We start from the raw sequence: 24599 nt of genomic DNA, 5'->3' as shown, positions 1-24599 counted from the left end.
AGCCCCAGGTGGCGATATGCCCCGGGCGGAAGTAGCGAAAAGGGGACTGCCATGCTGAGCAAAGAACTTGAACTGACCCTGAATACGGCCTTTACCGTGGCACGTTCCAAGCGCCACGAGTTCATGACCGTCGAACACCTGCTGTTGGCGCTTTTAGACAACGCCGCCGCCGTGGATGTGCTCAAGGCATGCGGTGCTGACCTGGACAAGCTGCGTTCCGACCTGCAGGACTTTATCCATTCGACCACGCCGCTGATTCCCGAAGGGCAGGGCGAGCGCGAAACCCAGCCGACGCTGGGCTTTCAGCGCGTGCTGCAGCGCGCCGTGTTTCACGTGCAGTCGTCGGGTAAAAACGAAGTGACCGGTGCCAACGTGCTGGTTGCCATTTTCTCTGAGCAGGAAAGCCAGGCGGTCTACTTTCTCAAACAGCAAAGCGTGGCGCGAGTGGACGCGGTCAACTACATCGCCCACGGCATTTCCAAGGCCGCAGGCCACGGTGACTCGTCCTCACCTTCCCACCAGCAAGCCGAAGACGCCGAAGAGGGCACCGGCGACAGCGCCTCGCACCCGCTCACCGGCTACGCCACCAACCTCAACGAGCAGGCCCGGCTGGGCAAGATTGATCCGCTGATCGGCCGCGATCACGAGCTTGAACGGGTGGTGCAGATTCTCGCCCGCCGGCGCAAGAACAACCCGCTGCTGGTGGGTGAAGCCGGCGTGGGCAAGACGGCGGTGGCCGAAGGCCTGGCCCGGCGGGTGGTGGAAGAAGACGTTCCTGACGTGATCGCCGATGCGGTGGTTTACGCGCTGGACATGGGGGCGCTGCTGGCCGGCACCAAATATCGCGGCGACTTTGAAAAGCGCCTCAAGGCTTTGCTGGCCGAGCTGAAAAAACAGCCCAACGCGATTTTGTTCATCGACGAAATCCATACCGTGATCGGCGCCGGCGCGGCCTCGGGCGGCGTCATGGACGCCTCCAACCTGCTCAAGCCGCTGCTGTCTTCCGGCGAGCTGCGCTGTATTGGCTCCACGACCTTTCAGGAATTTCGCGGCATCTTCGAGAAAGACCGCGCGCTTGCCCGGCGCTTCCAGAAAGTCGACGTGCTGGCGCCGTCGGTGGACGACACCATCAAGATTCTCAAGGGGCTGCGCTCGCGCTTTGAGGCGCATCACGATCTGAAATACACCGATGCCGCCGTGGAAAGCGCCGCGCGCCTGGCGGATCGCTACATCAACGACCGCTACCTGCCCGACAAGGCCATCGACGTGATCGACGAGGCCGGCGCCCATCAGCGGCTGCTGCCGCCGGAAATGCGCATTGACACCATCGACGTCGACCAAGTGGAAGCGGTGGTGGCGTCCATCGCGCGCATTCCGCCCAAGAGCGTGTCGAGCTCGGATCGCAAGCTGCTGGAAAATCTCGATCGCGATCTCAAAATGCTGGTGTTTGGCCAAGACAAGGCCATCGACAGCCTGGCGGCGGCCATCAAGCTTTCCCGGGCGGGGCTTACGTCCCCGGACAAGCCCGTGGGCAGCTTTTTGTTTTCCGGCCCCACCGGGGTGGGCAAAACCGAGGTGGCGCGCCAGCTGTCGCACATCATGGGCATCGAGCTTGTGCGCTTTGACATGTCTGAATACATGGAGCGCCATACCGTCTCCCGGCTGATCGGCGCGCCTCCCGGCTACGTAGGCTACGAGCAGGGCGGACTGTTGACCGAAGCCATTACCAAACAGCCCCACTGCGTGCTGCTTTTGGACGAAATGGAAAAGGCGCATCCGGAAGTGTTCAACCTGCTGCTTCAGGTGATGGACAGCGGCCGGCTCACCGACAACAACGGCCGAGAAGCCGATTTCCGCCACGTCATTTTGATCATGACCTCCAACGCCGGCGCCGAACTGGCCGCGCGGCGCTCCATCGGCTTTCAGACCCAGGATCACTCCACCGACGCCATGGAGGTGCTCAACAAGACGTTTTCGCCGGAGTTTCGCAACCGGCTGGACGGCATCATCCAGTTCAGCTCGCTGCCTACCGAGGTGGTGCGCAACGTGGTGGACAAATTCCTCATCGAGCTTCAGGCGCAGCTCGATGAGAAACGCGTACAGCTGGAAGTGGACGACAGCGCCCGGGACTGGCTGGCCGAGCAGGGCTACGACCCGGACATGGGCGCCCGCCCCATGGCACGGCTGATCCAGGAAAAGCTCAAAAAGCCGCTGGCCGAGCAGATTCTTTTCGGCGAGCTGGCCGATCACGGCGGCACGGTCTATGTCCGCCTGGAAAACGACGAGCTGAAACTGTCAACGGAGGCGGAAATGGCGGATGCGCCCTGAGCGGGCGCTCGGCTGCGTGCGTTACACGGCCATCAGGCGCCCTGTCGATGACGGGGCGCTTGCGTATCCGGGGCTGGCGTTATGCGAAGGGCAGGAGATAGCGGGCAGTGTCGGGTCGGCCTGCCCGAAAGCGCATGGCGCGGCCGGCGCTAGCGCGAGCGGTAGACGATGCGGCCTTTGGAGAGGTCGTACGGTGTCAGCTCAACCTTGACTTTGTCACCGGTCAGGATGCGGATGTAGTTTTTGCGCATCTTGCCGGAAATATGGGCCGTTACCACGTGGCCGTTTTCCAGCTCAACGCGGAACATGGTGTTGGGAAGGGTATCAACGATCACGCCTTCCATTTCAATATGATCTTCACGTGCCATATAGGCCGATCCTCACTGAGTCAATGAATGAGAACAGCTCTCCCGGCAAAGGGAGAGCGCCTGCCCGGAGACGGCCCCGGGCAGAGAAAACGCGCTATATTGTGCCGCAAGCCTTGCGTCAAGGCAAAAGTCTGCGGTGAATTTCGGCTAAATGACCAGCCGGCGGCGATTGGGAGCCGCCAGAGCGTCGAGCCATGCGGGCCGGGGCATGCGCGGCGCAGCCGCCGGGCGGGCGCACGGGTCGGGGTGAATCTCGGGCAGCCAGGCGTCAAGGTAGGCGAGAAACGTCGACCGAGCCACGGTTATCGCACCAAGGCTTTCCAGGTGCGGCGTATGCATCTGGCAGTCGATGAGCCTGCCGCCGTGGGCGCGCATGGCGGCGCTCAAGTAGGCCAGTGCCACCTTGGAGCCGTCAGGCACGCGGGAAAACATCGACTCGCCGAAAAACACCGCCCCCATAGCCACGCCGTAAAGTCCCCCGACCAGGGTATCGCCCTGATGCACTTCCAGGCTGTGGGCAATGCCGAGCCGATGCAGCCGGCAGTAGGCGGCGTGCATCTCGGCGGTGATCCAGCTGCCGGTCTCTTCGCCCCGGGGCGCCGCGCAAGCGCGCATTACCCCGGCAAAATCGCCGTCCAGCGTGACTGTAAAGCCGCCGTGGCGCAGCCTTTTGGTCAGGCTGCGGCGCTGCTTGAACGCCTCGGGAAAAAGCACCGTGCGCGGGTCGGGGCTCCACCACAGGATCGGGTCGCCGTCGGCGAACCACGGAAAGATGCCCTGGCGGTAAGCGCTGACCAGCCACGGCGGGGTCAGCGCGCCGCCGGCGGCCAGCAGGCCGTTGGGTTCATCCAGGGCAGCACTGGCGCAGGGAAAGACAGGCGTGGGCGAAGATAGCCAGGGTAGCATGGCGTGCTCCGGTAACAGGCAAGGGGACAACAAGCCCTGTGACGGCAGAAAGATGCCCGGTATGATGCCACGTCGCAGGCCGTTCGAGAACGCCATGAAATCCTGATCGGCCTGGGTCAGATACAGGCTTATTCCAAGATTCAGGGATACAACAGGGGGTCGCTTGACAGTCAATAATGCGGGAAACAGGCGCCAGCCGAACACGTCCGGCAAAGCGCCCCGGGGGCGCGTCAAGGCGGCAACGCAAGGTGCGCGGCGTATGGGCGTGCGCCTGCAGGGTGCTGCGCGCGAGGGCGTCGTCGTTGTCTTGCTGGCGCTTTGCGTGTTTTTGCTGCTGGCGCTTTTCAGCTACGCGCCGGGTGACCCGGGATGGTCGTATCGCGGGCCGGAAAGCGACGTGGCCAACTGGATGGGCACGCTCGGTGCTTGGCTTGCCGACGTGCTGTATTCGCTGCTGGGCGCCAGCGCGCTGTGGTGGCCGGGTGTGTGTGGCTTTGCCGCCTGGTGGCTGATGCGTTCACGTCAGGTGCGCTTCACCCTGGACCCTGTCGCCCTGGCGGTGCACACCGGCGGGCTTGTGCTGTTGATGCTGGGCACCACCATGCTGGGCGCGCTGCACTTTTATCATCCGCAAAGCGTGCTGCCCTACGGCTCCGGCGGCATTCTCGGAGAAGGGCTTATCGGCGCGCTGGGCCCGCTGGTCGGCAGTGCGGGAACGGGGCTGATCGCCGCGGCGCTGATGGTCGGCGGTTTTCCACTGCTCAGCGGCATGTCCTGGCTTCGCGTCGCCGACGAGGCCGGGCGCTTTGCGTATGAGCTGGCCGGCTGGGTGAAAGCCCGCGCGGTGCGTGCCGGCGAAAAAAGGCGCGACAAGACACGTGAAAGGGCACAGACCCATACACCCGCATCGGCACAGCCGCCGCCGGAACCGCCAAGCCGGCGCGAGCCGAGTCTGGCGGCGAGCGCGCCGGCCGCGGAGCAGAACGCGGCCGTTGATCCCGCCTGGGACGCCGCGGCGTATTTCAGCGGCAGGGCGGCGGACCGCGGGTTGACCCCGGAAACGCCTCCGGTGGCCGATACGGATGGCGAACCCGAACCCGAACCGGTGCCGGAACCAGCGCCAGAGCCAGAACCGGTGCCGGAACCTGAGCCAGAGCCAGAGCCGGAACCAGCGCCAGACCCAGAGCCGGAACCGCTGTCTGAGCCAGAGCCAGAACCTGAACCCGAGTTGGAACCGATGCCGGAGCCAGAACCTGAGCCAGAGCCAGAACCTGAACCCGAGTTGGAACCGGTGCCGGAACCAGAGCCGGAACCCGAATTCGAACCTGAGTTGGAACCGGAACCGGAACCGGAACCGGAACCCGAGCCTGAGCCTGAGCCTGAGCCTGAGCCTGAGCCTGAGCCTGAGCTTGAACCCGAGCCGGAGCCGGAGCCGGAGCGAACGCAGGCGGCTGCCGCTCGGCGCAGCCCTGAAGTCGTACCCGAACCCGTCTGGGAAGAAGATGACGAAGTGGATGAGCCGCTATACGCCGCGACGCAAGCGCGCGGCGCGGTCTGGCCGGACCCGGCACCGGTGGCCGAGCGCGAAACGCCGGCGCTGTGGACGGTAGAGCATCTGCAAAGCCAGCGCCCGGTGCTGGATGACATGCCCGAACCCGAAGGCGAACTGCCGAGCTACCGATTGCTGACCCAGCCCGAGCCGCACCAGCCCAACTATTCTCGTGAAGAGCTGGATAGCATGGCGGAACTTTTGGAAGTGCGCCTGCGCGAGTACGGCGTCAAGGCCGATGTGGTCGATACCTGGCCGGGACCGGTGATCACGCGCTTTGAAATCCGCCCGGCGGCCGGGGTCAAGGCGTCCAAGATTACCAATCTATCGAAGGATCTGGCGCGCTCGCTGATGGTCAAGAGCGTGCGCGTGGTCGAGGTCATCCCCGGCCGGCCTACCGTGGGCATCGAGATTCCCAACCCGCGCCGGGCGATGATCCGCCTGCGCGAGGTGATCGATTCCGACGTCTATCAGGACAAGGAGTCGCCGCTGACCATGGCGCTGGGCCAGGACATCGGCGGCGGCCCGGTGGTCGCCAATCTGGGCAAGATGCCCCACCTGCTGGTGGCCGGCACCACCGGCTCGGGCAAGTCCGTGGGGGTCAACGCCATGCTGATTTCCATGCTGCTCAAGGCCAAGCCCGACGAGCTCAAGATGATCATGGTCGACCCCAAAATGCTGGAGCTTTCGGTCTACGACGGCATACCGCATCTGCTCGCCCCGGTGGTGACCGACATGAAAGAAGCCGCCAACGCCCTGCGCTGGTGCGTGGCCGAGATGGAGCGCCGCTACAAGCTGATGGCGGCCATGGGCGTGCGCAACATTGCCGGGTTCAACGCCCGGCTGGACGAGGCCGAGCGCGCCGGCGCCCAGGTGGCCGACCCGCTGTGGGAGCCCCAGCCCTGGGAGATGCACCAGACCCCGCCGGTGCTCGAAAAGCTGCCCTATATTGTGGTGGTGATCGACGAATTTGCCGATATGTTCATGATCGTGGGCAAAAAGGTCGAAGAGCTCATTGCGCGGCTGGCGCAGAAGGCCCGGGCTGCCGGTATTCACCTGATTCTTGCCACCCAGCGGCCCTCGGTGGACGTGGTTACCGGGCTGATCAAGGCCAACATTCCTTCGCGCATGGCGTTTCAGGTGTCCTCGCGGATCGACTCGCGCACGATTCTTGACCAGGGCGGCGCTGAAAGCCTGCTGGGTCACGGCGACATGCTGTATTTGCCTGCCGGGTCCGGCCCGCCCAACCGCGTGCACGGCGCCTTTGTCGACGATGATGAAGTCCACCGAGTGGTCGAAGACCTGCGCCGCCGCGGCGAGCCGGACTATATCGAAGAGATCCTCTCCGGCGGGGTGTCCGCCGATGCGCTGGCCGGCCTTGAAGCCGAAGGGGGCGACGGCGACGATGCCGAGCAGGACGCGCTCTATGATGAAGTGGTGCAGTTTGTCACCGAGACGCAGAAAGCCTCGATTTCCTCGGTGCAGCGCAAATTCAAGATCGGCTATAACCGCGCGGCGCGCCTGGTAGACGCCATGGAAAGCGCCGGCGTGGTCAGCCCCATGGGCAGCAACGGCGCTCGCGAAGTGCTGGCGCCGCCGCCGGTAAGAGATTGACCGCAAGGTGAAAAAATCGGGAAAAAGCGCCGGTAAGGGAAACCTGCCGGCGCTTTTTGCGTCATAGTGGGGCAGCCTTTACCGATAGTCGACCGGCAGTGACGTGGCCGGTCTTGCGTTGACAGGGCCTCAGGGAAATGAAAGGGCCCAAGGGAGACATAGATGCGCCATATCAAGACACCGCGCTCGTTTTCATTTGCGCTGGCAGCCAGCGCGCTGGGCTTTATTGCCGCTTCTCAGGCGTGGGCCAGCGAAGCCGCCGAACGCCTGACCGAGCGGCTTGATCCGCTGGAAACCTACGAAGCCCGCTTTGATCAGCAGATTCTCGACAGCAGCGGCGAGCGTTTGCAGCAGGCAGAAGGGGAAATGTGGCTGTCGCGCCCGGGGATGCTGCGCTGGGAGGTCGACGCCCCGTATAGCCAGACCGTGGTTTCCGACGGCGACGAGGTGTATCTGTATGACCCGGACCTGGAGCAGGTCACGGTGCAGAATTTGGATCACCGGGTGACCTACACGCCTGCGCTGCTGCTGTCCGGCCGCGCCGGCGCGCTTACCGAAAGCTTTGATGTGTTTTACGAACAGGACAACGGCGACGACGTTTTTACCCTGATGCCCGTGTCGCCGGATACGCTGTTTGAAGAGCTCAGCATCACCTTTGATGGCGACACCCTGACCGAGCTGTGGATGACCGACAGCACCGGCCAGCGCACCGCGATCCGCTTTTCCGGCATCAGCCAGAACGCGCCGATTGACGAGGCGCGGTTCCGCTTTGATATCCCCGACGGGGTGGACGTGATTCGCGAGCAGGCGCCGTAACGCCTCAGCCTTGCCCGTCGGCCTCGGCGTCGCGCTCGGCGCGCCAGGCCATGATGGCGGCAAAACGCTTTTCGTGGCCCAGCTCGCTGGGCTCATAGAAACGGGCCGCAGGCAGCGCTTCCGGCCAGCAGCTGTGGGCGCTGCCGGCGGGGTAGCCGTCGGGCTCGCTGTGGGCGTAGCGGTAGCCCTCGCCGTGGCCAAGCTCCGCCATCAGCTTTGTCGGGGCGTTGCGCAGGTAGGCCGGCACCTCGACCCGGGGCTGCTCCCGGGCGTATTTCTGCGCTGCCTTCCAGGCGCGGTCGATGCGGTTGCTCTTGGGCGCTACGGCCAGATGAATGGCGGCGTGGGCCATGGCCCGCTGGCCTTCGTGATCGCCCAGCCGCAGGTAGGCGTCCCAGGCGGCCATGGCCAGCGGCAGGGCCCGGGGGTCGGCGTTGCCTACGTCCTCCGAGGCAATGGCGGTAAGCCTTCGGATCACGTCCAGCGGGTCGCCGCCGCCTTGAATAAAGCGGGCAATATACAAAAGCGCGGCGTCCGGCCGGGACGAGCGAATGGACTTGTGAATCGCCGAGAGCAGGTCGTAGTAGCCGTCGCCCTGTTTATCCATGGCGCCTGCCTGATGGCCGATGACGTCATCCAGCGCGTCAAGCGCCAGGGTTTCGCCGCCGTTATCGGGGCGGGTGAAGTCGCAGGCAACTTCCAAAAGTCCCAGCGCCCGGCGGGCGTCTCCGGCGCTGGCCCGTGCCAGGGCGTCGAGCACGCCGTCTTCTATGGCAATGCGCCGGTCGCCCAGGCCGTTTTCCCGGTCTTCCAGCGCCTGGCGCAGCACCGCTATCAGCTCTTCATGGGTGAGCGGTTTGAGCACATAGACCCGCGCCCGGGACAAAAGCGCTGAGTTGACCTCAAACGAAGGGTTCTCCGTGGTTGCACCGATCAAGGTCAAAAGCCCCGATTCCACGTGGGGCAGCAGTGCATCCTGCTGGCTTTTGTTGAGCCGGTGAATTTCATCGAGAAACAAAACCACCGGCGTCGGCGCCAGCGCACGGGCGCGCTCGACTACGGTGCGGATGTCCTTGACGCCGGCCATTACCGCGCTTAGCGATTCCAGTGCCGCACCCGATGCCTGGGCGAGTATGTCGGCTAACGTCGTCTTGCCCACGCCCGGCGGGCCCCACAAGATCATGGAGCGCACCGTGGCGGTATCCACCATCTGTTTGAGCGGCTTGCCTTCGCCTATCAGCGCCTGCTGGCCGATGTAGTCGGCAAGGCGGCGCGGGCGCATGCGGTAGGCCAGCGGGGCTTGGCCGGCGGGGGAAGAAAAAAGATCCATGCAAACTCCGTTAAAAGCGCCGTACCGTTGGCGGTCATTAGGGCCGGTGCCGCTTGGCTGATACGATGGCAGTCCCATTGGCGCCCGGCTACTGTGTCAGGCAGGATTGTTTTTGCTAGGCTGATTGTTTCAGCCAGCGCGAAAAGAGTCGAGCGCAGCTTCGCACGAGGCGTCAAGTGCATAAAAGCCAGCGTGTTTCCGGCCGGTCGAGCGCATCCGCGCAGGCGTAACGTCTGGTGACACGCACGGTAAAAAGGAGGGGCAACATGATTAAACAGCTGAGCCTGGACCACGCCAACATGGCGCGCATGCTCCACGTGCTGGATTTGAAATATCGGGTTCTCCGGCAGGGAGAGCGTCCCAACTTTCATCTGATGCGCGAAGTCGTGGACTACATTCTTTCCTACATGGAAGATTTTGCGGTTTCCCTTGAGCAGGGATTTGTCGAGCAGCTCAAGCAATACGTCCCCGAACACGCAGAGGTCGCCGAGCAGATGCTGGCCGACTACCAAAAGCTCAGGCCCCGTCTGGAAGCGCTTTCCGACGATATCGACATGGTGCTGATGGATCACGTTCTGCCCATGGATCGCTTTGCCGAAGATCTCAAGCAGTATCTGGAAGCGCACCGGGAATATCTGCGCCAAGAGCGTGAAGAACTCTTTCCGCTGCTGGAAAACCGCTTTGACGCCAAAGGCACCGATTTTTTCAAGCAGACGATGCCCAACAACGCCGACAGAAAGATTGAGCATCTCAAAGAGGCCTATCCCGAGCTTTATGCAGAGCTTGAGCAGGCCGACGTACCGCCCCTCGGCTAGAGGGCAGCGGCAATAGAACAAGCGAGAATCCTGACCGCGGGGCGTGCTAGACTAGCCGCCCCGTTTTTCATGTCTTTCAAAGCGGGCTGTGCCCGAGCCGCTACGCCGAGGAGGTCGCTTTTCTGCCATGACCGGCCCCGTGCTGATTTTTGATTCCGGCGTCGGCGGGCTGTCGGTTGCGGCGGCCCTGCGCCGCCACTACCCGGATGCGGCGCTGTGTTACGCCTGCGATAACGCCTGGCTGCCCTACGGGCTGCGCCCGGACGCCGCCCTGGTGCAGCGCATTGTAGCGGTGTGTACCGCCGCCGTTGGCGTTTGCCGCCCGGCCGTGCTGGTGGTAGCGTGCAATACCGCCAGCACCCTGGCGCTTGCGGCTTTGCGCGCCGCGCTGGATATTCCCGTTGTAGGCACCGTGCCTGCCATCAAGCCCGCAGCGGCGGTCAGCCGTACGCGCCATCTGGGGCTGCTGGCCACCTCGGCCACGGTGCGCCGGCCCTATACCCGGCGGCTGATCGAGCGCTTTGCCGCCGACTGTAAGGTCAGCTGCATCGCTGCCGATGCGCTGGTCACCGAGGCGGAAAACTGGCTTGCCGGCGGCGAGCCCGATGCCGCACGGCTGGATGCCGCTTTAACGCCGCTCTGGCAGGCCGCCGGCGCGCAGGCGACACCGGAACCGCTGGATACCGTGGTGCTGGGCTGCACCCATTTTCCGCTTTTGACCCCCAGGCTTGCCGCGCTGGCGCCGGCGCCCCTTGCCTGGGTGGATTCCGGCGATGCCGTTGCCCGGCGCGTAGGCCAGCTGGCAGCACCGCTGGCCGCCGGCCGCCAGGCCCCGGCGCTGGCGACGGCCCCGGGCCCCGCGCTGGCCCGCGCACTTGCCGTCTACGGCTTTCAGCCTCCCGCGCCGTTACCTCTTGCCGGCGGCAACGTCGCCGCTTATTAACGCTATCCGTCGTTGAACAACAGGAGAAGCCCTTGGCCATACCTCAGGTGGAGCCGCAGCGCTATCACGCCCAGCTTGCGGCCAAATGCGACACCGTCCGCCGCCTTTTTGAAGGTTTTGCAACCCCGGAGATGGAAGTCTACGATTCGCCGCCCAGCCACTACCGCCAGCGCTGCGAGTTTCGCCTCTGGCACGAAGGCGACGATATCTACTACGCCATGTTTGAGGTGGCACGCGACGAGGCCGGCAACAAGCACAAAACGACGGTGCGTCTGGACCAGTACCCGGTGGCAAGCGAGGCCATCAACGCGCTGATGCCGGAGCTGCGCAAGGCGTTTCTGGGCAGCGATGTGCTGCGTCGTAAACTGTTTCAGATCGAGTTTCTGACCACGCTTTCCGGCGAGGCGCTGGTGACGCTTGTATACCACCGCCCGCTGGACGACGCCTGGGAAAAAAAGGCCCGGGCGCTGGAGCGCGCTCTTGGGATCATGATCATCGGCCGCTCGCGCAAGCAGCGCCGAGTGCTCACCCGAGACCACGTCTGGGAGCGGCTTTACGTTAACGGCCGGGCGCTGGATTACCAGCAGGTGGAAAACAGCTTCACCCAGCCCAACGCGCGGGTGTGTGAAAAAATGCTCGCCTGGGCGCAGGACGTAACCGCCGGCAGCCACGAAGGCGACCTGGTGGAGCTTTACTGCGGCAACGGCAACTTTACCGTGGCCCTGGCCGGCAACTTCCGCCGAGTGCTGGCCACCGAGATTTCGCGCACCTCGGTGGCCAGCGCCCGTATCAATCTGGCCGCCAACGGCGTGGATAACGTCCACGTCGCGCGGATGTCCGCCGAAGAGTTCGCCCAGGCGCTGAAAGGCGAAAAGGGCGGGCGCCGCGTCGCCGAGATGGCGCTTGACGACTATGCGTTTTCTACCGTGCTGGTGGACCCGCCGCGGGCGGGGCTGGACGCAGCCAGCTGTGCGCAAATCAGCGGCTATGAGCGCATTGTTTACATTTCCTGCAATCCGGAAAGCCTGGCGGAAAACCTGGCCCGGCTTGCGCCCACCCACCGCATCGAACGGCTGGCGCTGTTTGATCAGTTTCCGTTTACCCACCACTGCGAATGCGGCGTGCTGCTGGTGCGCCGCGACAGCGTTTGAGATGGCTATACGGCCACCCACCGGGGCATGCGCAGCGGGCATGCAGTATGAGCAAATGGGCAAAGGCTTGGGTCAAAAGCCTCGCTGGCGTAAGCTATTCGGAGGAGAGACGAACGTCTCTCCCTTTCATTTACGGCCGGATAGCGGTCTGGCAGTCGAGGTGATGGATGCATTACGTTGCGATTGAAGAAAGCCGGCAGGATCTGCTGAAGCAGCTCAAAGAGCGCCTGGATGCTCGCCTGGAGCCCAGGCGGGCTGCCGCTATAGACACCTTTGCGCGGCAGTTCTACGCCACGGTACCGGTGGAAGATCTGATGGATCGACGCCTGGACGACTTCTACGGGGCCACGCTTTCCATCTGGCAATTTTTGCAGCACCACGACCCGGAAAGCCCCAAGGTGCGGGTGTTTAATCCGGATTTTGAAGCGCATGGCTGGCAGTCCACGCACACCCTGGTTGCCGTGCTGCACCGCGATATGCCGTTTTTGGTGGACTCGGTGCGTATTGCCCTGAATCGCCGGGGGCTTACCGTCCACACCATCCACAATGCGATACTGGCCGCACAGCGCAGCGCCGGCGGCGAGCTGCAAAGCGTGGCTACCGTGCGCGGTGAAAACGCGCCGGACGAGCGAGAGTCGCTGATCGTCATCGAAGTGGATCGCCACAGCGACGCCGAAGCGCTGGACGCCATCGAGCAGGAGCTGCACGAGGCGCTGCGCGACGTGCGCACGGCGGTGGCCGACTACGACGGTATCTGCGCGCGTATCGGCGATGCCATCCAGGAGCTGGAAAAGGCCTGCCCGCCCCAGGTCGACCCGGACGATCACGAAGAAGCCATTGCCTTTCTTGAGTGGCTGCGCAAGGACAACTTCACCTTTTTGGGCTACGACGAGTATACGCTGCAAAACGGCGTGCTTACGCGCGACGACGACAGCCTGCTTGGCGTGTTTCGCCTCAACCAGCCGCGCTATGACGAACGCATCCGCGCGCCGGAAGGCTTGGACGACAAGCACGGCTACGTGCTGGTGCCGCATCTTTTGTCGTTTGCCAAAAGCGCGCACCACTCCCGCGTGCATCGGCCGACCTATCCTGACTACATCACCGTTGACCGCTACGACGACGACGGCAACGTAATCGGCGAGCGGCGCTTTTTCGGGCTGTTTACCGCCACCGTGTACAACGAGTCGCCGCGCAACATTCCGCTGCTGCGGCGTAAGCTCAAAGCGGTAATGGACCTGGTCGGCTTTGGCGATGAAGGCCACAACGCCAAGCAGCTGCTACAGGTGCTTGAGGTGTACCCTCGCGACGACCTTTTTCATACCGACACCCGGGCGCTGGCAGAAACCGCCAAGGGCATTCTCAATATTCGCGAACGCCGCCAGGTGCGATTGTTTGTGCGACAGGACTTGAGCGGCAAGTTCTATTCCTGCCTGATTTTCGTGCCGCGGGACGTGTTTTCCACCCGGCTGCGGGAAAGTATCCAGCAGCTGCTGTGCGAGGAAATGGACGCCCACTTCGGCGACTTCAATACCTACCTTTCCGAGTCTGTGCTGGCGCGCATTCAGCTGATCTTGCGCTTTAACGGCGAGCGCCCCGGTACGTTCGACCTGGCCCGGCTTGAGCGCAAAGTTGCCCAGCTGGCGCGCAGCTGGCGCGATGAGCTGCACTCGGCCATGGTTGACGGCTTCGGCGAAGAACGGGCCAACGCGCTGATGGCGCGTTTCGACGGCGCCTTTTCTGCCAGCTACCGCGAAGACTTCAGCGCCCGTACGGCGGTATATGACATCCAGCATCTGCTGGAACTGGACCACAGCGACACGCTGGCGCTGTCGCACTATCGCCCGCTGGAAGAGCAAAACGGCGGGGTCAAGCTCAAGCTCTACCAGCGCAACGCCCAGATTCCGCTGTCCGATGTGCTGCCGATGATGGAGCACCTGGGGCTGCGCGTGGTCGGCGAGCGCCCTTACGAAATCGCTGGCGCCGACCAGCGCTACTGGATTCACGATTTCAACCTGGAGCACAGCGGCGACGAGATCAGCCTGGGCGACATGCGCGACGACTTCGCCGAGGCGTTCAAGCGCATCTGGGCCGGCCAGGCCGACAATGATCCCTTTAACCGGCTGATCATCAACGCCCGGCTTGACTGGCGTGAAGTGGCCATGCTGCGCGGCTATGCCCGCTATCTCAAGCAGATCCGCTTTGGCATGTCCCAGGGCTACATTGCCACCGCGCTTAACAACCACGCCGGCATTACCCGAGAGCTGGTTGAGCTGTTCCGGCTGCGCTTTGATCCCATGCTGCAATCCCGCGATGCGGATGCCTGCCTTGCGCGGATCAACGAGCAGCTAGAGCAGGTTGAAAGCCTCAACGATGACCAGCTGCTGCGCCGCTACGTAGAGCTGATCCAGGCCACGCTGCGCACCAACTACTACCAGCGCGACGATAACGGCGAACACAAGGCCTACATTGCCTACAAGCTGGCGCCGTCTCAGGTGACCGGCATGCCCAAGCCCCGGCCGATGTATGAAATCTTTGTCTGCTCGCCCCGGGTGGAAGGGGTGCACCTGCGCGGCGGCAAGGTAGCCCGCGGCGGGCTGCGCTGGTCTGATCGGCTGGAGGACTTTCGCACCGAGGTGCTGGGGCTGGTGAAAACGCAGCAGGTGAAAAACTCGGTCATTGTGCCCGTGGGAGCCAAGGGCGGTTTTGTCTGCAAGCAGATGCCCGACAATGCCGACCGCGAAGCCCGCCAGAACGAAGGGATCGCCTGCTACCAGACCTTTATTCGCGCGCTGCTTGACGTCACCGATAACCTCAACGGCAACGACGTGGTGCCGCCGCGGGACGTGGTTCGCCACGACGACGCCGATACCTACATGGTCGTGGCGGCGGACAAAGGAACGGCAACCTTTTCCAACATCGCCAACGACATCTCGCTGGAGTACGGCCACTGGCTGGGCGATGCGTTTGCTTCCGGCGGTGCCAACGGCTACGACCACAAGGGCATGGCGATTACCGCACGCGGCGCCTGGGAATCGGTCAAGCGCCACTTCCGCGGGCTTGGGGTCAACACCCAGCGCGACACCTTTACCGCCGTAGGCGTGGGTGACATGGGCGGCGACGTGTTCGGCAACGGCATGCTGCTTTCAGACCGGATCGAGCTGGTAGGCGCGTTCAACCACCTGCACATCTTCGTTGACCCAACGCCGGATGCGGCAACCACCTACGTCGAGCGCAAGCGCCTGTTCGACATGCCGCGCTCCAGCTGGGAAGACTTTGACACCGCGCTGATATCCGAAGGCGGCGGAGTGTTCAGCCGCAGCGCCAAGTCCATTGCCATCACCGAGCAGATGCAAAAGGTGTTCGGCATCAGCGAAGACCGGCTGGCACCCAACGAGCTGATCCGTGCCATGCTCACCGCCCGGGTGGACTTGGTCTGGAACGGCGGGATCGGCACCTACGTCAAAGGCTCTGGCGAAACCCACGCCGAGGTAGGCGACAAGGCCAACGACGCCCTGCGCGTCAACGGTTCCGAGCTTAACTGCCGGGTTATCGGCGAAGGCGGCAACCTGGGCTGTACCCAGCTGGGACGGACCGAGGCGGCGGCCAAGGGCGTGCGCGTTTACGCCGACTTCATCGACAACGCCGGCGGGGTGAACTGCTCGGACCGCGAGGTCAACATCAAGATCCTCATTGATGAAGTGGTCAAGCGTGGCGACATGACCGACAAGCAGCGCAACGAGCTGCTGGCCGAAATGACCGATGAAGTGGCCGATCTGGTCATCAAGGACAACTATCGCCAGACCCAGGCGCTGGATCTGTCCGAGCGGATTTCCCAGCAGGGCATCGGCCCGTACCACCGCTTTATCAGCGAGCTGGAAGACGCCGGCATCATTGATCGCGAGCTTGAATATCTGCCGGCAGATGACGTGCTCAAAGAGCGCTCCGCCAATGCCCAGGGCATGCTGCTGCCGGAGCTTTCGGTGCTGATTTCCTATGCCAAGAGCACGCTCAAGGGCGATCTGAACGACTCCGACGTTCCCGATGACCCCTATGTCCAGCAGCATCTTGAGCGCCTGTTCCCGCAGACGCTGGTTGAAGGCTACACCAACGAGATGTACGACCATCGCCTGAAGCGCGAGATCGTCGCCACTCAGGTTGCCAACGATCTGGTGGATCGCATGGGCATCGTGTTTGTGCGCCGGCTGATGGATTCGACCGGGCTTGGCCGTGCAGAAATTGCCCGCGCCTACATCGTCGCCCGGGACAGCTTCAACCTGCCCGCGCTGTGGGATGCGATCGAAGCGCTGGACAACGAAGTGCCCGGACACGTTCAGTACGCCATGATGCTTGATCTGATGCGCATGATCCGCCGCGCCACGCGCTGGTTTTTGCGCCAGCACACCGGGCTTTCGGTGGCCGAGACCATCGAATACTTCGGCCCGCGTCTTGCCTCGCTGCAGGACAGCATCGGCGAGCTTTTAAGCGGTGAAGAGCTCAGCGCCTGGCAGGCGCGTCGGGACGAGCTTACCGAGGCCGGCGTGCCTGACGCCCTGGCGGCCAAGGTGGCCGCCGCACCGAGCCTTTATGCCGGGCTGGGAATTATTCAGGCCGCGCGCCAGACCGACGAGGCGCCCCAGCGCGTCGCCGAGGTGTTCTACGAGATCGGTAGCCGGCTGGAACTGCCGTGGATGATCCAGCAGGTGACCCGGCTGAAAGCCCGCGATGCCTGGCAGGCCCAGGCGCGGGAAACCTTCCGCGACGATATCGACCGCCAGCAGCTGGCGCTGACCACCAGCGTGCTGACCCTGGAAGCCGGCAGCGGCAGCGCCGAAGACAAGGTCGCGCAGTGGCTGGAGCAAAACGTTGAGCTGCACAGCCGCTGGTGTCGCCTGATCAACGAGGTGCGCAGCGGCAACCAGACCGGGTTTGCCCTGTTTACCGTGGCGATACGCGCGCTGGTTGGCCTTGCCGAAAGCGGCAGCGAGACAAATCGCGATAGATAAAGCGGCTCTGCGCTGCTGAAAAGCCGCCTGCCCGGCGCCCCGAGCGACGTAAAAGCGCCGCTCGGGGCGCTTTTTTTGGCGCTGCGTTTTTTTATACCCGCCGGCTTTGCGCTATACTGGCCGGCATTGCTTGCCGCTACCGTTTGCCGTCGCCGCCAACCGCCTGGAGAGACGATGTACCACCTTGCTCGCCCGCTATTGTTCCGCCTGGCCCCGGAAACCGCGCACAGCGTTGCGCTTACGTCTCTGGACTGGCTGCATCGCATCGGCGGGGTGGCGCAGGCGGCTGGCACGCGCGTGGATGACCCGGTGGAGCTGTTGGGGCTGCGTTTTGCCAACCGCGTGGGGCTTGCGGCCGGGCTGGATAAAAACGCCGACCATCTGGATGCGCTGGGTGCGCTGGGCTTTGGCTTTATCGAAGTGGGAACGGTGACGCCCAAGGGGCAGCCCGGCAATCCCAGGCCGCGGATGTTTCGTCTGGCCGGGCATCAAGCGATTATCAATCGCTTCGGGTTTAACAATAACGGCGTGGCGCACCTGGTTGAACAGGTGCAAAAACGCCGCTTTTCCGGCGTGGTAGGGGTCAACATCGGCAAAAACCTGGCAACCCCGGTAGACGATGCGCTGCGGGACTACCTGACCTGCCTGGAAGCGGTACACCCGCATGCCGACTATGTGACGGTGAATATTTCCTCGCCCAACACGCCGGGGCTGCGCACGCTGCAGTTCGGCGAACAGCTGGATGCGCTGCTGGCGCCGCTGCGCACGCGTACAAGCGAGCTGGATGCGGAAAACGGCCGGCGCGTGCCTTTGCTGGTCAAGATTGCACCGGACATGACAGCCGAGGAAGTAGCGCTGGTGGCCGGCAGTATCGCCCGCAACGCGCTTGACGGTGTGATCGCCACCAACACAACGGTTTCTCGCGAAGCGGTCAGGGATGACCCCCAGGCCGGAGAGGCCGGCGGGCTTTCCGGAAAGCCGCTGTTCGAGGCGTCAAATCGCGTGATTCGCCGGCTGCGAGAGCACCTGCCCGATATCGTCATCATCGGCGTGGGCGGGATCGACAGCGCCGGCGCCGCACAGGAGAAAATCGCCGCCGGCGCCGATCTGGTGCAGCTGTATTCGGGGCTGATTTTTCAAGGCCCCCGGCTTGTCGGCGAATGCGCCCGGGCGCTTGCCGAAAAGACCGCGGCCGCGCCGGCCAGACCCGCCTGAGGCGGGCCTGGCAAAGGGCACCGTCAGACGGTCGCGGTGGGACTGCGGTGAATACCGGCAACGCCGGTCATGCCTTCCCATTGATCACCGCGACCCTCGCGCCAGCCGCTCATCCAATACTCACGCACGTTGACGTTATCGCTTGGGCACTCGTCGCGAGAGCGCCCGCCGATGCCGGCCTTGTAACCGCGGACATAGGCTCGCTGAAAGGGATCACGCTTTTGTCGTTTCATGGGCTAACCTCGTGGTTGATAGCCTTGACGAAAAACAGCGCCCAGCCGGCAGAAGGGCATCTATCGTGTTGTCGATGCCTGGCCGTGTTGTCGATGCCTGGCGTAGACGCTGACTCGATGCTTCGTCCGATAAGCCGGACGAAGATGACAAACAAAGAGCGGGGGGACCAACCCGACAGCGTTGCCCGGCATTCTCATGCGGGGCGCGGTGCCGGTCACCCTGATGCCGTGCTCGTACTGCGGGCGCGGCGGATAACGCATGCGTTGTATGTAGCTACACCTCTTATGCTTAGCCCACAATACGTCGCCTGTCGAGCGTTGGCGCGTTATTTAACGCCGCAATGTGGCGTTTATCTTTTTTGCTTTCTTTTTATTGATCAGGAATGTCGCGCCGAAGGCGCCCGATAACCATGACCGAGCCGAGCCAAACCCTGCCCCCCTCGCCGACACCGGCCGCCGACGCGCTGGAACTTCTGGTGACCTGCCCCAAGGGCATTGAAACCCTGCTGGCCGATGAAATGACCCGTCTGGGTGCCACGCCGGTGAAAACGACCGTAGCCGGCGTATGGGCAACGGCTACCCATGCGGATGCCTATCGCCTGTGCCTGTGGTCGCGCCTTGCCAATCGCGTGATCGTGCGGCTTTCCCAGGACATAAGCGTGACGACCCCGGAGCAGATTCGCGACGCCGCCTCGCGCCTGAACTGGACCCGCCACATCGCCGAGGGTGCGACCCTGGCGGTAGATTTTCACGGCAAAAGCGAACGTATCCGCCATACGCTGTTCGGCGCGCAAACGGTCAAGGATGGCATTGTCGACGCGCTGAGCCGGGCGGGGCGGGCGCGCCCCACGGTGGATAACAAGGCGCCGGACGTCTCTATCTACGCCCATCTGCACCGCCAGACGCTAACGCTGGGCGTGGATCTGGCCGGCGAGAGCCTGCACCGCCGCGGCTATCGCCGGGACGTGGGGCACGCGCCGCTCAAGGAAAATCTTGCCGCCGCACTGCTGGTGCGCGCCGGGTGGCCGGAGCGGGCAAAACGCGGCGAGGCGCTGGTCGACCCGCTGTGCGGCGCCGGCACGCTGCTGATCGAGGCGGCCTTGATGGCTGCCGACCAGGCGCCGGGCATTCATCGCAAGCGCTTTGGCTTTCACGGCTGGGCCCAGTTTGACGCCGCCGCCTGGCAGGAACTGGTGCGCGAGGCCCGTGCGCGCGCCTCGATCGGGCGCAAGCGCTGTAAAAACGCGTTTTACGGCTTTGATCAAAGCCCCGCGGCGCTGGCGGCGGCCAAGGCCAACGCCATGCGTGCGGGCATTCCCGCGCTGCTAACGCTCAAGGGTGAAGGCGTGGCCGCGCTGACCCGGGATAGCGTGGACGCACAGGGCCCGGGCCTGGTCATCACCAACCCGCCCTACGGCGAGCGGCTGGGCGAGATGGCCGAGCTGGTCAACCTCTACGCTACCATCGGCGAGCAGGCCAAGGCGCTTTTTCCCGGCTGGACGCTGGCGCTGTTTACCGGCAATCCGGATCTTGGCCACCGTTTGGGCATGCGCGCGCACAAGCAGTATGCGCTGAAAAACGGCCCGCTGGACGCCAAGCTGCTGCTGATGGACATCGGCCGGGAAGACGAGCGCCCCGCGGTGCAGGCACAGCAGCCCGACGCTAAAGGCCAGCCGGATGCGTCGTCGCCGATGCCGGAAAACGCCCAGATGTTTGCCAATCGGCTGATGAAAAACCGCAAACGGCTGAAAAAGTGGCTCAAGAAAAGCGGCGAGCGCTGCTACCGTATTTACGATGCCGACATGCCCGAATACGCTTTGGCCGTGGATATCTACGGCGATCGCGTCCACGTTCAGGAGTATGCGCCGCCGCGCACGGTCAACCCGGCCCAGGCGCAAAAGCGCCTGTTCGACGCGCTGGAGGTGCTGCCAAAAGTGCTTGAGGTGTCGCCCCAGCATATCCACGTCAAGCGCCGGGAGCGTCAGGCGGGCAAGGCCCAGTATGAAAAGCGCGGCGCCAGCGGCGAGCGCTTTGAAGTGACGGAAGGCCGGGCGCGGCTGTGGGTTAATCTGCGCGACTATCTGGATACCGGGCTGTTTTTGGACCACCGGCCGGTGCGCCGGCTGCTCGGCGAGCAGGCCGCCGGCACGCGCTTTTTGAACCTGTTTTGCTATACCGCCAGCGCTACGGTACAGGCCGCCCTGGGCGGTGCGACCGAAAGCGTCAGCGTGGATATGTCCAACACCTATCTTGAGTGGGCGAAAGACAACTTTGCTCTGAACGGGCTGGACCCGTCGCGCCACCGCACGCAGCGCGAGGACTGCATCAAGTGGCTGGAAACCGCGAGCACCGAGTTTGACCTGATCTTTATGGACCCGCCGACGTTTTCCAACTCCAAAAAGATGCGCGAAACTCTCGACGTGCAGCGCGATCATGCTCGGCTGATCGAGCTTGCCATGGCGCGGCTGGCGCCCGGCGGCACGCTGGTGTTTTCCAACAACCAGCGCCGCTTCAAGCTCGACGGTGAGGTGGCCGAGCGCTACGCGGTGGAAGATATCTCGGCCCAAACCTTCGATCCGGACTTTCAGCGCAGCACCGGCATGCATCACGTATTCGTGATCCGTCACGCCTCGGCGGGCGATAAAGGGGAGGGCGCATGATTTATTTGCGGCTTTACACCACCCTGGGCTGTCATCTTTGCGCTCAGCTGGAAGGGCTGGTGCACGCGCTGGTAAACGATGACGCGGTGGTTGAGCACATCGAAATAAGCGAAGACGATACGCTTGTCCAGCGCTACGGCGTGCGCATTCCGGTGCTTGCCGATTGTGACGGCGACGAGCTTGACCGCGGCCTGGATCCTCAAAGGTTGGGAGAGTGGCTGCGCCGCCGCGGCTGGCTGGATGAGGCCGCCCTGGCCGCCTGGCTTTCGCCGCCCAAAGCGCCCAAGGCCACGGCGGCCTACCAGCGCGGCGGCCGGCGCTATCTGGGGTAGTGTGAACAGCGGCGTTAGCCGCCCATGCCCTGGGGCGTCAGGCCAAGGTTGTTTTCGACTGTTTTGACGCCGGCCACGTTTTCGGCGGCGATTTTCACCGCCTGTTTTTGGGTATGGTTTTTGACCAGCCCCCAGAGCTGTACGTGGCCGTCGCTTACAATAACGTTCGGGCGATAGACCATCATGCCGGCGCTTTTCTTGATTTCTTCAAGAATGGCGTCGCGGATCTCACGGTCATTGCCGCCACCGGCTTGAATGCGATGCGCCGAGAAGCCGCGCAGCAGGTTAGAGCGGCTGACAATGCCGGTCATGCGGCCATGCTTGACCACCGGCACCAGCTTGATGTGGTGTTTTTCCAAAAGCCGGGCAATGCGATGCAGCGGCGTATCCTCGGTGATGGTCACCGGGTTGGGGGTCATGACGTCTTTTGCCCGACGACCGTGGCTTTTGACGTAGTCCGCGGCGCTATTGCTGCTGCCCAGCATGTTCAGCCACCAGGAGCGGCTGGGCGCGGTCTCGCTTTTGATGCGGCGCATCAGGTCGGCTTCGCTGACAACGCCGACAACGCCGTTGTTATCGTCAACGACCGGTACAGCGCTGATGCCGTGGGTCAGCAGCAGCGTAGCGATTTCGCTGACATCCCCATCGGGGTGAACGGAGATGACGTCGGGCGTCATTACATCGGCAGCTTGCATGAGCAGTGACCTCCAGAACGTTGGGCTAAAAGCGTTGCATCAAACCGGTATGCCTACACTTTACACCTTATACGGTAGACGCAAACTCTGGATTGCGCTTTGGTGACGGCCGGCGCACCTGTGCGCGCCAAAAGCGTTGCAGGCGGGCGGCCGGGCTTTCAGAGAGCGTCAAGCAGGGAAAGCTGACGCATGGCCTGGCGGCCTTCGGGGGTTTCGGCGGCGACATCCAGCACCTTTCTAAAGCCCCGGGAGCGCTGAATGGTCGCGTCGTCATCCAGCCACATCTGCGCCTGCTCCAGGCTGTCTGCCAGGCGGTGTTCCAGCCCGCCGAACTGGGTGCCGATCTGCCCCCAGGCGCGGCTGAAAATCCAGTCGTTGAACATATCCTGATGGATATGAATCAGCACATAGTCATGCTCGGTTTCCCACCGTACGATCACGCGCTACCCTCTTGTCGTTACGCTGCCTGTTGGATGCTGTATTCACCACGCCTGCGGCGCGCCGCTGCCTGATGCGGCCGTTTGCCTGCGTATTGTAAAGGTCGAGATAAAAAACGCCATGCACCTGATTGTGGATGCCAATATTCCCGCCGCTGACGCCTGCTTTGGCGCCTTCGGCCGGATCACCCGGATACCCGGGCGCGAGATCACCCGTGCCCATCTGGACAACGCCGATGTTCTGATCGTGCGCTCGGTCACCCCGGTAAACGAGGCGCTGCTGGCGGATACGCCGGTGCGTTTTGTGGGGACCTGTACCATCGGTACCGATCATATCGACCGTGACTACCTCACCGCGCAGGGCATCGGCTTTGCCAGCGCGCCGGGCTGCAACGCCGAGGCCGTGGCGGACTACGTGCTGGCCGCGCTGCTTGGCCAGGCCGAACGCGAAGGCAGGCCGCTGCTTGAGCGTTGCGTTGGCATCGTCGGCGCCGGCAGCGTGGGCCGCCGGGTGCAGGCGCGCCTTGAGGGGCTGGGAGTAGACGTTGCGGTATGCGACCCGCCCCGCGCGGCTCGTGAAGGCAGTGCAGGCTTTGTCTCCCTGGAGGCGCTGATTGCGCGCTGCGATGTGCTCTGTTTGCACACGCCGCTGGTGCGCAAGGGCCCGTATGCGACTCGCCATCTGCTTGATGCCGGCCGCATTGCCGCGCTCAGGCCGGGAACGTGGGTGCTCAACGCCGGTCGCGGCGACTGTATTGACGGCGACGCGCTGTATCGGCGCCTGGACGGGCCGGGCGATATCACCGCACTGCTGGATGTCTGGGAAAATGAGCCGGGAATCGATGCCGCACTGCATGCCCGGGCAGCGCTTGCCACGCCGCATATTGCCGGCTATAGCCTGGACGGCAAGCTGCGCGGCAGCTTGATGATTCATCGCGCGCTGGCGGCGCATCAAAAAGTCGCCGGCACGCTGACGCTGGATGATATCTGCCCGCCGGCGGCGCTGGCCGAGCTGACGCTTGGCCGGATTATGCCGGTGGAAGATGCGCTGAGGCTTTGTGTGCGAGCGGTATACGATACGCGCCGCGATCACGACCTGCTGGCCCGCCGGGCAAACAAATCGGGGATGGCCGCCGGGTTTGACGCCTGCCGGGCGCACTACCCGCTGCGCCGGGAGCTGGCCACGCTGACGGTACGGCTGACAGGCGAGGCCCGAGCACTTGCCGGGCCGCTGGCGGCGGCCGGGTGCAACGTTGAAGCGTCGCCGGCCGCCTGAGCCAGATGCAGCGGTGTGGTTTACTGCCGGTAGGAGGCTTCCTGAAGGGCCCGAATGCGGTCATCCAGCGGCGGGTGGCTGGCAAACAGCTTTTCCATCAGCGAGCGCGTCTGGCCCTGGGTAATGGCCAGCGCGCGCAGGGTGTCGGGCATTTCGTCGGGCGCTTGGGTTTCGACTTTTAGCCGCTCAAGCGCGGCGATCATCGCGCCGCTGCCGGCCAGGCGCGCACCGGCCTCATCGGCGCGGTATTCGCGAAAGCGCGAGAACCACGCCACGATGGTGGAAGCGGCGATGCCAAACACGACCTCGGCTACCATCACCACGGCGAAATAGCCGAAAAAGCCCAGGCCTTCGCCGTCTTCATCGTCACCGCGCATGAACTGGTCGATCAGGTGGGCCACCACCCGGGCAAAAAACATCACGAAGGTGTTCACCACGCCTTGAATCAGCGCCAGTGTGACCATGTCGCCGTTGGCCACATGGCCGATCTCGTGGGCCAGCACCGCGCGGATTTCCTCCCGGCGCATGCGGTTCATCAGGCCTGCCGATACCGCTACCAGCGCATCGTCTTTGTTCCAGCCGGTGGCAAAGGCGTTGGACTGCTGGGCGGGGAAAATCCCCACCTCCGGCGTTTTGATGCCTGCCTCCCGGGCAAGCTCGGCGACGGTATCCACCAGCCACTGCTCGGTGGCATTGGAGGGGGATTCGATGATCACCGTGCCCGTTGAGCGCTTGGCCATCCACTTGGAAATGAACAGCGACACCATGGACCCGGCCATGCCGAAGACAAAGCAGAAAATCAGCAGGCTGGTGAAGTTGAGCCCTTGGCTGGTCAGATAGCTCTCTACGCCGAGCAGGCGCAGCGTCAGGCTGGCGACCAGCAATACCGCCAGGTTGGTGGCAAGGAAGAGTACAATTCGCATCATCG

18 protein-coding genes are annotated in these 24599 nt (G+C 63.7%); 11 read left to right on the top strand and 7 right to left on the bottom strand.

Going from position 1 to position 24599, the window contains the following annotated elements; genetic code table 11:
• Positions 1-51 precede the first annotated feature (51 nt).
• On the top strand, positions 52-2328 hold the full coding sequence (clpA, locus tag ACZ415_RS00780) for an ATP-dependent Clp protease ATP-binding subunit ClpA (protein WP_344702785.1): 2277 nt from the start codon (positions 52-54) through the stop codon (positions 2326-2328).
• 149 nt (positions 2329-2477) lie between these two features.
• Here clpA and infA read toward each other — a convergent pair whose 3' ends face one another.
• Together infA and aat are read right to left on the bottom strand one after the other, a co-directional pair.
• Positions 2478-2696 carry a translation initiation factor IF-1 gene (gene infA, locus ACZ415_RS00775; protein ID WP_007111068.1) on the bottom strand — a complete coding sequence of 73 codons (219 nt, stop codon included), beginning with the start codon at positions 2694-2696 and terminating at the stop codon, positions 2478-2480.
• Positions 2697-2843: 147 nt separating this feature from the next.
• Complete coding sequence (gene aat / locus ACZ415_RS00770; protein ID WP_344702788.1) at positions 2844-3602, bottom strand: leucyl/phenylalanyl-tRNA--protein transferase; 759 nt, start codon at positions 3600-3602, stop codon at positions 2844-2846.
• A 259-nt stretch (positions 3603-3861) separates the two neighbouring features.
• Between aat and ACZ415_RS00765 the strand changes: the two genes are divergently transcribed.
• Together ACZ415_RS00765 and lolA are read left to right on the top strand one after the other, a co-directional pair.
• A complete protein-coding gene (locus tag ACZ415_RS00765; protein WP_344702790.1) occupies positions 3862-6765 on the top strand; it encodes a DNA translocase FtsK in 2904 nt (967 codons plus the stop codon).
• Between the two features lie 162 nt (positions 6766-6927).
• Positions 6928-7581 (top strand): outer membrane lipoprotein periplasmic chaperone LolA, encoded by a 654-nt coding sequence (gene lolA, locus ACZ415_RS00760; RefSeq protein ID WP_344702792.1) that lies wholly within the window; start codon positions 6928-6930, stop codon positions 7579-7581.
• Positions 7582-7585: 4 nt separating this feature from the next.
• Here the strand turns inward: lolA and ACZ415_RS00755 are convergent, their stop codons facing one another.
• Positions 7586-8911, bottom strand: coding sequence for a replication-associated recombination protein A (locus ACZ415_RS00755; protein ID WP_344702794.1), 1326 nt, complete (start codon positions 8909-8911; stop codon positions 7586-7588).
• Between the two features lie 266 nt (positions 8912-9177).
• Here ACZ415_RS00755 and ACZ415_RS00750 point away from each other — a divergent pair, with 266 nt between their 5' ends.
• The 5 genes from ACZ415_RS00750 (at position 9178) to ACZ415_RS00730 (ending at position 18038) form a co-directional block, all read left to right on the top strand.
• Positions 9178-9726 carry a hemerythrin domain-containing protein gene (locus ACZ415_RS00750; RefSeq protein ID WP_344702796.1) on the top strand — a complete coding sequence of 183 codons (549 nt, stop codon included), beginning with the start codon at positions 9178-9180 and terminating at the stop codon, positions 9724-9726.
• 127 nt (positions 9727-9853) lie between these two features.
• Positions 9854-10669 carry a glutamate racemase gene (murI, locus tag ACZ415_RS00745; protein WP_344702798.1) on the top strand — a complete coding sequence of 272 codons (816 nt, stop codon included), beginning with the start codon at positions 9854-9856 and terminating at the stop codon, positions 10667-10669.
• A gap of 32 nt (positions 10670-10701) precedes the next feature.
• Entirely contained in the window at positions 10702-11820 is a 1119-nt protein-coding gene (gene trmA, locus ACZ415_RS00740; protein WP_344702800.1) for a tRNA (uridine(54)-C5)-methyltransferase TrmA, read from the top strand.
• 167 nt (positions 11821-11987) lie between these two features.
• Positions 11988-16823 carry an NAD-glutamate dehydrogenase gene (locus ACZ415_RS00735; RefSeq protein WP_344702801.1) on the top strand — a complete coding sequence of 1612 codons (4836 nt, stop codon included), beginning with the start codon at positions 11988-11990 and terminating at the stop codon, positions 16821-16823.
• A gap of 174 nt (positions 16824-16997) precedes the next feature.
• Positions 16998-18038, top strand: coding sequence for a quinone-dependent dihydroorotate dehydrogenase (locus tag ACZ415_RS00730; protein ID WP_344702803.1), 1041 nt, complete (start codon positions 16998-17000; stop codon positions 18036-18038).
• A 23-nt stretch (positions 18039-18061) separates the two neighbouring features.
• On the opposite strand, the gene rmf is transcribed toward ACZ415_RS00730, so the two are convergent.
• Complete coding sequence (gene rmf, locus ACZ415_RS00725; RefSeq protein ID WP_344702805.1) at positions 18062-18271, bottom strand: ribosome modulation factor; 210 nt, start codon at positions 18269-18271, stop codon at positions 18062-18064.
• A gap of 410 nt (positions 18272-18681) precedes the next feature.
• Between rmf and rlmKL the strand changes: the two genes are divergently transcribed.
• The gene (rlmKL, locus tag ACZ415_RS00720) at positions 18682-20931 is read left to right on the top strand and encodes a bifunctional 23S rRNA (guanine(2069)-N(7))-methyltransferase RlmK/23S rRNA (guanine(2445)-N(2))-methyltransferase RlmL (RefSeq protein ID WP_344702807.1); all 2250 of its coding nucleotides are present in this window, start codon (positions 18682-18684) and stop codon (positions 20929-20931) included.
• Positions 20928-21263: a glutaredoxin family protein gene (locus tag ACZ415_RS00715; protein WP_344702809.1), complete on the top strand. Its 336-nt coding sequence runs from the start codon at positions 20928-20930 to the stop codon at positions 21261-21263. Before rlmKL ends, ACZ415_RS00715 begins: the two co-directional genes overlap by 4 nt.
• 14 nt (positions 21264-21277) lie before the next feature.
• On the opposite strand, the gene ACZ415_RS00710 is transcribed toward ACZ415_RS00715, so the two are convergent.
• A complete protein-coding gene (locus ACZ415_RS00710; protein ID WP_344702811.1) occupies positions 21278-21958 on the bottom strand; it encodes a CBS domain-containing protein in 681 nt (226 codons plus the stop codon).
• Between the two features lie 158 nt (positions 21959-22116).
• Positions 22117-22398 (bottom strand): hypothetical protein, encoded by a 282-nt coding sequence (locus ACZ415_RS00705; RefSeq protein WP_344702813.1) that lies wholly within the window; start codon positions 22396-22398, stop codon positions 22117-22119.
• Positions 22399-22516: 118 nt separating this feature from the next.
• Between ACZ415_RS00705 and pdxB the strand changes: the two genes are divergently transcribed.
• Positions 22517-23671 (top strand): 4-phosphoerythronate dehydrogenase PdxB, encoded by a 1155-nt coding sequence (pdxB, locus tag ACZ415_RS00700; protein WP_344702815.1) that lies wholly within the window; start codon positions 22517-22519, stop codon positions 23669-23671.
• Positions 23672-23691: 20 nt separating this feature from the next.
• On the opposite strand, the gene htpX is transcribed toward pdxB, so the two are convergent.
• Positions 23692-24597 carry a protease HtpX gene (gene htpX / locus ACZ415_RS00695; protein WP_344702827.1) on the bottom strand — a complete coding sequence of 302 codons (906 nt, stop codon included), beginning with the start codon at positions 24595-24597 and terminating at the stop codon, positions 23692-23694.
• Positions 24598-24599: the final 2 nt, after the last annotated feature.

This window comes from Halomonas cibimaris, assembly GCF_055379665.1.
Note: the sequence above shows the minus strand (reverse complement) of the source record. Positions and strands in the feature narration are given on the sequence as shown.